Source organism: Acidovorax sp. BL-A-41-H1, assembly GCF_051942715.1.
Window position 1 is genome coordinate 93716 of sequence record NZ_JBPVJQ010000015.1, and the last position, 11899, is coordinate 105614.

The following is an 11899-nucleotide window of genomic DNA, read 5'->3' on the forward strand; positions in this document are numbered from 1 at the left end:
CGGGCGGGGCGCTGCAAAGGGGCATGTGCCGTCGGTGCCCGCCAGGGCACAGCGGCTGCAATGCGCGCTCAAGGGCGCCCCACCGGCGCTCCGCTGGAGGTGGACACCGGCAGCCCGGCGCCGGTGCGGATGCCCGTGCCTACGCGGATTTTGCGGGGCTGCGAGAACTCGCTTTCCAGGCCACTGGGGTCCAGCACCTGGATGCGCACCAGGTACTCGCCTGCGGGCAGGTTGCTGCCAGTCCAGCTGGGGGCGTCCAGCACTGTGTCCTGGGCGGGTTGGGCAAAAGCTGCGTCCGAGGCAGCGGCCAGCTGCAGCCGGAAGCGCTGGCCCGGCTGGGCCGGCCAGTGCAGGCGCACCGTGGGTTCGCCGTCGTCTGCCTGCAAGGCCTGCAGGGACAGCGTGGCCGGGCGCTCGGCCACGGTGAAGGGTTGCGGCGGGGCAAACGGGCCCTGGTCGGCCTGGCCGCCCTGCAACTGCTGAACGCTGGCCATGCGCCAGAAGTAGTTGCCCACGGGCAGGGCGCCAATGGGCAGGCGGCATTCGTCCAGGCGCTGTTCGTCGCGCAGGGGCTCGGAGAACTTCGCATCGGCGGCCACCTGCACGCGGTACCAGCGCACGCCAGGCACCTCGGTGCAGCGCAGCTCGGCCGCGCCGCTGGGCACCACGGCGCCGGGCGCGGGGGACTGGTGCAGCGGTGCCACGGGCCGGGTTTTGATGGTGAAGGGCTGCACGGCGGGCTGGCCTGCAATCCCGGCCTCGTCCACGGCCCGCACGGCCAGGTAATAGCGGCCGTCTTCGAGTGTTTTCCAACGCAGGCGCCCATCGGCAAAGCTGCCGTGGCGCAGCACCTGGGTGAGTGTTTCGTCCTGCGCCACCTGGGCCACATATCGCGTGGCGCCCGGGGTGGTGGGCAGGTCGATGGCCAGCAGGCTGGCATCGCCCAGCATGGTGGGCATGCCCGAGGTGTCGGGCGGTGGCAGCAGGGGGCGGGCTGGGCCCACGGTGCCATCGGTGGCCACGGCCAGGCCCTGGCCCGGCGCCAGCAAGGCGGTGGGGGCGGTCAGCGATGCGCCGGGGTGGCTGTCGGTGTCGCGCCGGGACTGCACGGCCACCGAGCCGTTGAGCACCGAGGCCGTGGTCTGGCCCGAGTCCGCCATGGCCACGCTGAAGTGGGTGCCGCGCACGCTGGTCACGGCCAGCGGGGTGCGGATTTCGAACCGGCGCAGGGGTTCGTTGCTGGGGGGCACGGTCGATTCCACGCCGCCCTTGTGCATCTCCAGCACAGACTGCACGCTGCCCGCGCGGCCACGGCGGCGCAACTGCCGCAGCTGCAGCTCAGACTGCGCCTGCACCCGGACCACCGTGCCATCGGCCAGCTTGACGGCCACAAAGGATTCCGGGCCCACCTGCAGCGACGTGCCTTCCTCCAGCTTGCCGCCAGGGCTGACAGGTGCGGGAGCATCACCGGCCCGCGCCTGTGCCGTGACGGCACCTTGCACGAACTGCACCGTGGCCGACTCGCTGGGCTGCAGGCGCACCGGGATCCAGATCACCGAGCCCGGCTGCAGGCGCCGGGGATCTGCCACCTTGTTGCGGGTCTGCAGCTGCTGCCACTGCCGGGGTGCGGCCAGGTAGTCCCGGGCCAGGCCTTCCAGGGTGTCCCCCTCCTTGACGATGTGGGCCACCTCATCCCCCTGGGAGGAGTGCGGGCTGGCCTGTGCTCCCCGGGCTGCAAGGCCTGTGAGGGTCACCAGAGCCAGCGCAGCGGCAGTGCAGGGGGTCCAGCGGATGTGCGGGATGGTGGGGGTCAAGTCAAGTCTCCTTCATGCGGCCCGGAGCAGGCGAGGCCGCTTGTGGCGGGGCCTGCGGGGTTCTTTCATGTCTGGGTCAGCCTTTGCGCTGGGCTTCGACGGCTTCAAAACGGTAGCCTACGCCATACACCGCCGTGACGATGAATCCATTGGCCGGGCGCAGGTCCAGCAGGGTGCGCAGGCGCGAGATGTGGGTGTCCAGCGAGCGCGACATGACGTCCGCCACCTGGCCCCAGACGATTTCCTTGAGGTGGTCGCGCGACAGCAACCGGCCCATGTTCTGGAACAGGAACAGCGCGAGGTCGTATTCGCGGTTCTTGAGCTCCACGGGCACACCGTCCATTTCGATGGCGCGGGTTTCGGGTAGAAACCGGTAGCGGCCAAACTCCAGCACGCTGGCTGCGTTGTCGGGGTAGGCACGGCGCAGCAGCGCGGCTACGCGGGCGTTGAGTTCGCCGATGCGCACAGGCTTGACCATGAAGTCGTCGGCCCCGCTGGCTAGGCCTTCGACGATGTCGCGCTCTTCCTGCCGGTTGGTCACGAACAGGATGGGCAACTGCGCGGCCACGTTCTTGCGCACCCAGCGCACCACCTCGGGCCCGGTGGTGTCGGGCAGGTGCCAGTCCACGATCAGCAGGTCAAAGGTTTCGCGGCGCAGCGTGCGCAGCAACTCGGCGCCCGTCAAATGCGTGTGGCAGACATGGCCCATCGCCTCTGTGGCCTGCTTGATCAGATCCAGCTGAAGCGCATCGTCGTCCAGAGCGGCTATGCGCATGGTGTCTCCCATCGAAATCGAAGCCGGGAATTATTCGCGATATCCCGCGCCTGGCCTAGTGGCCCCGCGCGCGTGGGCAGGTGGTTTGACATTTGTTAACCCTTTGTTGTGTGTGGCAGACGCAGGGGGCGCCATCAGGGCGATGGCGGCCAGGGTGCTGCCATGGGGGCGATTTCGCGCACCAGCCGCATGCCGACCAGCGGATACCGCGTCTGTGGCGTGTTCCAGTTGCGAAAGCCGCAACGTGCATAAAACGACCAGGTATGCCACGAGCCGCCCCTGCGCACCCGCACACCGCCCTCGGCCGGGCCCTGGGGGTCGGCCTCTGGCGAGTGGGCGTAGTAGTTGTCGTCGTGCCAGTCTGCCACCCATTCCCAGGCGTTGCCCAGCATGTCGTGCAGGCCAAAGGCATTGGCGGCATAGCTGCCCACAGGGGAGGTAAAGGCATGACCGTCGCTGCCCGCCAGCGCATGATTGCGCCAGCGTGGCCACAGGGGGGCGGCGTCCTGGTCAAAAGTGTTGGCCACCCGCACCAGGCCTTGCGGATCGTCGCCATGGGGATAAAGGGTGCGGGTGCCCGCGCGGCAGGCGTATTCCCACTCGGCCTCAGTGGGCAGGCGGTAGTGGTGGCCTTCGGTGCGGCTCAGCCAGCGCGCCAGGGCCTGGGCGTCGTTCCAGGTGATGTTGACGACCGGGTGGTCCGGGCCCTGCGCAAACCCGGGGTTGCGCCATGAGTACCGGGGCAAGCGCCCCTCGAACGCGTCGCCGCGCGGGGTGGTGGCAGGGTCGTACTGGGGGTTGTAGCCATAGCCTCCCGTGCCATCGGCCTCGGACTCAGGCTGGTAGCCCGAGGCTTCGACAAACCGCTGGAACTGCCGCACCGTGACCTCGTGCTGGCCCAGGTAGAACGCGCGGCGGATGTGCACTTCATGGGTGGGCGCTTCATCGATCAGGTCGGTGAAGCGCTTTTTCTCCAGCTGCGGGTAGGTCTGGGCTAGCATCTCCACCGGGGGCAGGCCCCCCATCCAGAACCGGCCCGCAGGCACCTGCACAAACACCATGCCCAGGCTGTTGACCCAGGTGGAGGCGGCCGGGGGCTCCGGGCGAGATGCGTGCTGGCATCCCGCCAGCAGCGCGGCAAGAGCCATCAGGGCCCCACGGGCGCCCGCACGGCGGGTGCGTACGGTGCGGGCTGCGGGCATCAAGGTTTGTCGGGCAGTTCGCTCACACACTCAAAAACCAGGCGCGAGCCATCGTTGCGCAGCAGCTTGGCGTGCAGCGCCAGGCGCTGGCATTCGCGGCTGGCGGTGGCGTAGGCCTGGGAGGTGTCTGGGCCGTACACCGGCACGCTGAAGGTGCGGTCCCGTCCCGAGGCCATGGGCCCGGAGGGGTGGTGGGGCTGGGTGGCATTGCAACCGGCGAGCAGGGCCAGCACAGAGACCGAGGCAAACAGCAGTTTCATAGGGTTCTCCAGATCAGTCCAGGCGCCCAGTTTAAGGGCCGGGTGCAAGGAAGCGGCCGCTGGGCACGTTTGCGTATATCCCCGCTGTGCACGGGGCGGATGACGCACTACAGTGTGTTCACCATGCTGGGCTGCATCGTGTGGCGCCAGCCAAAGAGGGGGCGGGATGGCAGGCACGCAATCACCGGTCACACAAGACGCCTGGCGCGCCTGGGCGCTGCGGGTGCTGTGGGCACTGGGCCTGCTGGCCCTGCTGCAGGCGCTGCCGGTGTGGGCCCCGCTGCAGCGGCTGGAATACGACCTGCTGGCCAGCCTCACCGCCCCGGTGCGGCCCGATGTGGGTGTGCTGGTGGTGGGACTCGACGAGCCCAGCCTGGCCGCGCTGGACATGAGCCCGCCCCTGCCGCGCCGCCTGCATGCGCAGCTGGTGGACGCCGTATCGGCCGCAGGCGCCGCCGCGCTGGGCATCGACATGCTGTTTGCCGCACCCCAGACGACCGAGGACGACGCGGCCCTGGCCCTGGCGCTGCAAGGGCGTTTGCCCGTGGTGCTGGCCACGGCCGAGGTGGAGGTGCCCAGCTCGCAGGTGGCGCAGTACCGGCAGACCGTGCCCTCCGTGTTCCCCCATGCCCGGTTTGGCAGTGTGGCCGTCGAGCCGGATGGCGACGGCGTGCTGCGCCGCGCCCCGGGGCACGATGCCGCACTGTGGCGCGTGCTGGCCGAGGCTGCAGGGCGTGTGGTCACTCCGCCGCCCGAGGGCGCGCTGCTGCGCTACTACGCGCCCGAGCTGCCCCTGCCCTACGCCCACTACACCCAGGCGCTGGAGCCCGCGCGCATGCTGGCGCCGGGCGCCTTGCAAGGCAGGGTGCTGCTGCTGGGGCAGAACACGCCGGTGGACGGCGTGGACCAGTTCGCCACCCCCTTGCATATGCTGGGGGCGGGCACCCAGTCGGGTGTGCTGGTGCATGCCACGGCGCTGATCAACGGGCTGGCGGGCGACTGGATCCGGCCCGCGCACCCCCTGGGGCCGTTCGTGCAAGCCGTGCTGGCGGTGGGCGCGGTGGCAGCGCTCACACGCCGCTGGCGCGGGGCGCGGGCCGCATGGCTCAGCGCCGTGCCGGCGCTGCTGGCCGTGGCGGGCGGGTGGTGGGCCCTGGTGGCGGGCCTGTGGTGGAGCGCGCTGCCCACGCTGGCAGGCCTGGCGCTGCATTTCAACGTGGGGGCGGCTGACAGCTATTGGCGCGAACACCGCCGCCGCGAGCAGCTGCGCGCAGACTTTGCCCGCTATGTGCCGCCCGCAGTGGTCGATGCGCTGGTGGCCGAAGGCGCGGCCCCGGTGCTGCAAGGCGAGCGCCGCGTGTTGACCCTGCTGTTCTCCGACCTGGCCGGCTTCACGGCCGCCAGCGAGCGCCTGCCGCCCGAGGCCGTGGCCCAGGCCCTCAACGCCTATTTCTCGCGCATGACCCACACCGTGCACCAGCATGGCGGCACGCTCGACAAGTTCATTGGCGACGCCGTCATGGCCTTCTGGAATGCGCCCCTGCCCGAGCCTGCCCATGCGGCGCGCGCACTGGCCTGTGCCCAGGCCATGCAGGCCGAGATGGTGGCCCTGCGCGCCCAATGGGCGGGCACACCGTTTGCGCAGGTGCAGCTGCGCATCGGCCTGCACACGGGCGAGGCGGCGGTGGGCCACCTGGGCTCGCACGAACGCTTTACTTACACCGCCGTGGGCGACGCAGTGAACACCGCCGCGCGGCTCGAAGGGGCCAACAAGGCCTTTGGCTCCAACATCCTGCTCTCCGGCGCCACGCGCGCGGCCCTGCCCGCCGGGGCCCCCGAGCACGCGCACCTGCTCTGGCTCGACACCGTGGTGCTGGCCGGGCGCAGTGCGGGGCTGGATGTGTACACCCCATGCGACGACGCCACGCTGGTGGCCACCAGCCAGGCGCTGCACCACCACCTGCAGGCCGCTGAGTGGGCTGCGGCCCTGGCCTGCTGCGCCCAATGGCAGGCCCATGCGCACCACCAGGCGCCACAGTGGGCGCAGCACGCCGAGCAACTCCAGGCCCGGGTGCTGGCCCTGGCCGATACCGCATCGCAGGCCCCGGCCACGCCACCGTCTTTTGGCGCCCGTGCACTCGACAAATAGAAGACTCCGAACCTCCCGATGAAAGGCCACACCATGCCATCCCATCGCCGCTTCTTCCGTTGGACCCGTCTGGGCCTCGCGCTCGGTGCGATGGGCAGTGCCACCGCCTGGGCGCAGTGCGCAGGCGGCGCACCCGTGCCCGGCGCGTCGGCAGCGCAGATCGTGGCGCTGGCGGGCCAGGGCCAGACCCGCGCGCCCGGTGTGGAGCCCTGGTCGCCCGCCGCACTGGCGCAGCAGCTCGGGGCCGGGGCCGACATGCGCACGCTGGCGCTGTCGTCCGCCGCCCTGCTGCTGGCCGACCGCACCCAGATCCGCATGTCGGCCAGCGCCCAGGTGCGGCTGTGCGAGTCGCAGCCCCAGCACACCCTGCTGGAGCTCGCCGCTGGACGCCTGTGGGCCCGCACCAAGAAAACCCCGGCCACCCTGCAGTTGCAAACCCCCGCCGCCCTGGCGGTGGTGCGCGGCACCGACTGGGACGTGGAGGTGGACGCGGCCGGGCGCACCACGCTCACCGTGCTCTCGGGCCGGGTGGATTTGTCCAACGCCCAGGGCAGCGTACAGCTGGGTCCGGCCGAGCAGGGCTTTGTGGAGCCGGGGCGGGCGCCCGTCAAGCGCGTGCTGGTCAACCCCCGCGAGCGGGTGCAGTGGGTCGCGGCCTACCCCACCGACACCACACGCTGGGCCGAATTCCAGCGCCCCGACATCGCACCCGCGCTGGCCGACCTGCGCGCAGCGCTGCAGGCAGACCAATGGAGCACTGCGCAGGCCCAGCTGCAGCAGATGGCAGCGCGGGGCGACGCCAGCGCCGTGGTGCACCTGGTGCTGGCCGACCTGGACCTGCGAAACGGCCAGATGGACGCCGCCCAGGCCCGCCTGGCCGCTGCCTGGCCGCGCACACAAGACCCGCGCATCGCCGCCCGCCGTGCGGAGCTGCTGATGGCGCTGGACCGCCCCGCCGAGGCCCGCGCCTGGCTGGACACCAGCCGCACCGCCGCCCCCGCCGCGCCCGAGCTGTTGCTGGCCGATGCCGACTGGCACCGCCTGGAGGGCCGGGGCGACGCCGCCCTGGCCCTGTACCGCCAGGCGGCCGACGCGGCGCCCGCAGGCACGGCGCCGCAGGCCGCTGCGCTGTGGGGCCTGGGCCGTGCGCTGCAGGAGCGGGGCGACCTGCATGCCGCCCGCACCACCCTGGCGCGCGCCGTGGCGCTGGCGCCCGACCATCCCGGCTACCGTGCCGAGCTGGCCACGGCCGACACCGAGGCGCTGCGGCTGGCCGACGCACGCACCGGCTTGGACGCCGCCCTGGCGCTGGCGGGCGACGACTACACCAGCCTGGCCGGTGCGGGCCTGCTGGCGCTGCAGCGGGGCGACGCCGAGGGCGCGCGCACCCAGCTGCTCAAGGCGCTGGTGATCGAACCCCGCTACGCCCGCGCCCAGGTGTGGCTGGCCGTGGCCGAGTACCGGCTGGGCGAGCTGGCCGCCGCCCTGGATTCGCTGGACCGTGCCCGCCTGGCCGACCCCAACGACCCGCTGCCCTGGCAGATCGAAGCCATCCTGCGCAACGACAGCGGCCAGCCCGAGGCCGCCATGGCCGCCGCGCGCCAGGCGCTGGTGCGGCTGCCCGCCCTCAAGTCGCTGAACCCGCTGGTGTCAGACAGCCAGGGCTCGGCCAACCTGGGCAAGGCGCTGGGCGACTTCGGGCTGGAGCACTGGGCGCGCGCCTATGCGCAGCAGTCGTACTACCCGCTCTGGGCGGGCAGCCATTTCTTCATGGCCAATCGGCACGAGAGCGACTACAGCCGCAGTTCCGAGCTGTACCAGGGCTACCTGGCCGACCCGCTGGCGCTGGGTCTGGGCGAGCGCCAGGTGCCCGTGTTGCCCACCGAGGGCCACGAAACCGTGTGGACCGCCAGCGCCGAACGCAACCCCGTGCATTCGGCCCTGGTGGGCGCGGTGACCTTGCGCGGGCTCGATGCCAGCGCGGTGCCCATGGCCTGGCTGGCACGCGCCACCGGGCTGCGCATGTGGCCCCGGGGCGGGTCGGGTTCGTACTGGATGACCGCACCCATGGCCACGCTCGGCTGGGGCGCGCGGCCCACCGACCAATTGGGCCTGTTTGTGGTGCACGACCAGGGCTGGGACCGCGTGGGCTACCCGGGCGGGCTGGACCTGGGGCCTGCGCGTTTTGACGGCGTGGCGCGCACCCACGCCGCGCGCACCGATGCCGGTGGGGCCTGGCGCTGGTCGGCCGACGCGCAGACCTGGCTCAAGGTGCACCACGTGCGCAGCACCAACACCCGCGTGCTCGACTTCGACGCCTGGGGCCCGCAGAACTCGCGGGTGCAGGACGGCATGGACGGCGTGATGCTGCGGCATGTGGTGCAACTGCCCGGGCAGCGGCTGAGTGCCGGGTGGGAAAACGTCCGCGCCCAGGCCCGCTCCGGGCTGTACGACCCCGGCACGCCCTGGGAAGCGTCGGACGGCACCACCACCGCACGTTTTGACATGCCCTGGATCACCTCCGAATGGCAGCACGGCGCCTGGGCGTGGGAGGTCGGCGCCGCCTGGCCGCGCCTGCGCGCGCGCTACGTCAACCGCTACTACAGCCAGATCACCAACGAAGACTTCTTTGCCCCCGACATCACCGAGGGCGGCCACACCCGGCGCCTGCGGCCCCGCGCCGGGTTGTCCTACCGCATGGGGCCCGGCCGTGCGCTGCACGCGGCCTACATCGAAAGCATGCACGCGCCCGCATCCCACACCCTGGCACCCGTGGCCGTGGGCGCCATCGCCATCGACCACCAGTACCAGCGCCTGGGCAGCCTGGCGCGCAAACGGGCGGTGCAGCTCGATTGGGAAATCGACGCGCGCACCTTTGCCTGGGGCGTGCTCAGCAGCCAGTCCATTGCCAACCCCACGTTTGCAGACGGCAGCTTGCTGGTACCCAACCTGGGCAGTTCGGTGTCAGACCGGGCGGGTGTGCTGGCCCCGGTGGGTGCGTCCGGGCAGGTGGTGATTGATGCCTATAACGGCAACCCTTACTTCAGCCAGGGCCGCCTGCACCAGGCGGGCGCTGCGCTGAACCGGGTGCTCACCCCGCACTGGAGCGTGCTGGGCAGCTACACCTGGGCCCAGTCGCGCAACACCGGCGTGCAACACGCGGGCAAGCTGCTGCCGGGCGTGCCGCAGCACACGGGAGTGCTGGCCAATGTCTGGCGGCACGGCGCGCGCGACCTGACGCTGGCGTCGCTGGTCTACCGGGGCTCGCGGTTTGCCGACGAGGCCAACACCCAGCCCCAGGGCGCGGGCTGGAGCTTCAACCTCGTGCTGTTCCGCGAATCGGCCGACCGCCGCTGGGCGTGGACGGGCACGCTGCAGACACCGCTGCATGGCACCGTGCGCCCCACGCTGTGGACCAGCCTGCGTTACCGCATGGATTGAGCACAGTTTTTGAGGGCTTTTTAGGCCCTCTGCGCGCGACCATTCAGCGGTTTATGCTATTAAATATATAGCACTTAAGTGTGCCGGATGCTCAGGCTGCAGCCTCTGCATGCGCGGCCAGCGCAGCCAGTGCCGCTGCCACATCGGCATCTGCCACGCCATCCACAGGCGCCCGCTGCCCCGCCAGTGCGCCCAGCCCTTCGCGCTGCAGGCGGGCGATGGCCTGGCCTGCGTCCTTGGGTGCGTCAAAACCCGTGCTTTGCAGCAGCAGGCGGCCATCGGCGTCCACCAGCTTGAAGTAGAACTTGCCATCGGCCTCGCGGTACTGCTTGAACGTGGGCAGGGCAGCCTTGGCGGCCTTCGCTGGCTTGGCGGCCGTGCTGGCCTGCGCCAGGCTGCGCAGGCCCACGGCCGAACGCAGTTCGCGGATGAACGGTGTGGCCAGCGCGCGGGCGCGCTCGGCACCGGCCAGCAGCGTGGTTTCGATGCGGGCGGGGTTGTGGATCAGGTCTTCGTACTTGGCGCGCATGGGCGCAATCACCTGGTCCACGCGCTCGAACAGCACCTGCTTGGCATCGCCCCAGGCAATGCCGTCGGCATAGGCCTTGCGCAGTGCTTCTGTTTCGTCGGCCGTGGCAAAGGCCTGGTAGATCTGGAACAGCGCCGAGCCCTCGACCTCCTTGGCCTCGCCGGGCGCGCGCGAGTCGGTGAGGATGGAGCCGATGAGCTTCTTGAGCTGCTCGCGCGAGCTGAACAGCGGGATGGTGTTGTCGTAGCTCTTGCTCATCTTGCGCCCGTCCAGGCCGGGCAGCGTGGCCACATGGTCGTCAATCGCCGCTTCGGGCAGCACAAAGTGCTCGCCATACAGGTGGTTGAAGCTGGCCGCCATGTCGCGCGCCATCTCGATGTGCTGGATCTGATCGCGTCCCACGGGCACCTTGTGTGCCTTGAACATCAGAATGTCCGCGCCCATGAGCACGGGGTACATGAACAGGCCCGCCGTCACGCCGTCGTCCTGCTCGCGCCCGGCGGCGGTGTTTTTGTCCACGCTGGCCTTGTAGGCGTGGGCGCGGTTGAGCACGCCCTTGCCGGTCACGCAGGTCAGCAGCCAGGTCAGCTCGGGGATCTCAGGGATGTCGGACTGGCGGTAGAAGGTGACCTTCTCGGGGTCCAGGCCCGCCGCCAGCCAGCTGGCCGCAATCTCCAGCGTGGAGCGCTGGATGCGCACCGGGTCCTCGCACTTGATGAGCGCGTGGTAGTCGGCCAGGAAGTAGAAGCTTTGCACGCCAGGCTGCAGGCTGGCCGCCACCGAGGGGCGGATCGAGCCGACAAAGTTGCCCAGGTGGGGCGTGCCCGTGGTGGTGATGCCGGTGAGAAAACGCGTGGTGCTCATGGGAACAAATCAGCTGGAAAGGAGAAGAAAAAGGGAAGTTCAGCGCAGCAGGGCAGTGAGGGGCGTGAGCAGCAGGTTGATGGTGCTGTAGCCCAGTGCCATCAGCGGACGCAGCCACAGGGCCCCCACCACGCCTGCAATCACCAGGCCCATCACAATGAAAAAGCCCCAGGGCTCGATGCGCGAGACCATGTGCGCCTGCTTCCAGGGCAGCAGGCCCACCAGGATGCGTCCGCCGTCAAGCGGGGGCAGCGGAAACAGGTTGAAGGCCCACATCACCAGGTTGACCAGCACACCCGCGCGGGCCATCTCGATGAAGAAGCGCTCTTCCACGCCAGAGCCCAACAGCGCCACGAGCAGAACGGCCCAGCCAATGGCCTGGATGAAGTTGGATGCCGGCCCTGCCAGTGCCACCCAGATCATGTGCTGCTTGGGCTTGCGCAGGTTGCCGAAGTTGACCGGCACTGGCTTGGCGTAGCCGAACAGGAATGCCCCCGAGGTGGCGAAGTACAGCAGCAGCGGCATCAGGATGGTGCCTACCGGGTCGATGTGCTTGAGGGGGTTGAGCGTGATGCGACCCATCATGTAGGCCGTGTTGTCGCCAAAGTGGCGCGCCGCGTAGCCATGGGCCGCCTCGTGCACGGTGATGGCAAACAGCACCGGCAGGGCGTAGATCAGAACGGTTTGGATGAGATTGGAGGTGTCCACCCGGGGGATTGTCTCAGACCGCCCGCCGCCCGGCGGTCCCGCAGGCGGCGGGCCGGGCGATTGTGGGTTGTACGTACGCTGGAGGCAGGCCCGGCTGGGCGATCATTGCAGGTTGCGGGTCCCCGCCGGGTGTGCCCCTCAAAAATCACTACAACAG

General features: G+C 70.3%; 8 protein-coding genes. 2 read left to right on the forward strand and 6 right to left on the reverse strand.

Annotated elements, in window-relative coordinates; all coding sequences use genetic code 11:
- Positions 1-68 precede the first annotated feature (68 nt).
- From ACTPOI_RS26740 to ACTPOI_RS26755, 4 genes are all read right to left on the reverse strand, one after another.
- Entirely contained in the window at positions 69-1814 is a 1746-nt protein-coding gene (locus ACTPOI_RS26740) for a FecR domain-containing protein (RefSeq protein ID WP_252657583.1), read from the reverse strand.
- Positions 1815-1890: 76 nt separating this feature from the next.
- Complete coding sequence (locus ACTPOI_RS26745; protein WP_094291480.1) at positions 1891-2589, reverse strand: response regulator transcription factor; 699 nt, start codon at positions 2587-2589, stop codon at positions 1891-1893.
- 134 nt (positions 2590-2723) lie between these two features.
- A complete protein-coding gene (locus tag ACTPOI_RS26750; RefSeq protein ID WP_440114918.1) occupies positions 2724-3791 on the reverse strand; it encodes a formylglycine-generating enzyme family protein in 1068 nt (355 codons plus the stop codon).
- Positions 3791-4051 carry a hypothetical protein gene (locus ACTPOI_RS26755; RefSeq protein WP_094291478.1) on the reverse strand — a complete coding sequence of 87 codons (261 nt, stop codon included), beginning with the start codon at positions 4049-4051 and terminating at the stop codon, positions 3791-3793. Before ACTPOI_RS26755 ends, ACTPOI_RS26750 begins: the two co-directional genes overlap by 1 nt.
- Positions 4052-4217: 166 nt before the next feature.
- On the opposite strand from ACTPOI_RS26755, the gene ACTPOI_RS26760 reads away from it, so the two are divergent.
- On the forward strand, positions 4218-6200 hold the full coding sequence (locus ACTPOI_RS26760; RefSeq protein WP_440114922.1) for a CHASE2 domain-containing protein: 1983 nt from the start codon (positions 4218-4220) through the stop codon (positions 6198-6200).
- A gap of 33 nt (positions 6201-6233) precedes the next feature.
- Entirely contained in the window at positions 6234-9641 is a 3408-nt protein-coding gene (locus ACTPOI_RS26765; RefSeq protein WP_440114925.1) for a tetratricopeptide repeat protein, read from the forward strand.
- Positions 9642-9732: 91 nt separating this feature from the next.
- Here ACTPOI_RS26765 and ACTPOI_RS26770 read toward each other — a convergent pair whose 3' ends face one another.
- Both ACTPOI_RS26770 and ACTPOI_RS26775 read right to left on the reverse strand, forming a co-directional pair.
- Positions 9733-11034, reverse strand: a complete 1302-nt coding sequence (locus tag ACTPOI_RS26770; protein WP_252657586.1) for a tryptophan--tRNA ligase — start codon at positions 11032-11034, stop codon at positions 9733-9735.
- Positions 11035-11073: 39 nt separating this feature from the next.
- Complete coding sequence (locus tag ACTPOI_RS26775; RefSeq protein ID WP_252657587.1) at positions 11074-11742, reverse strand: site-2 protease family protein; 669 nt, start codon at positions 11740-11742, stop codon at positions 11074-11076.
- Positions 11743-11899 lie beyond the last annotated feature (157 nt).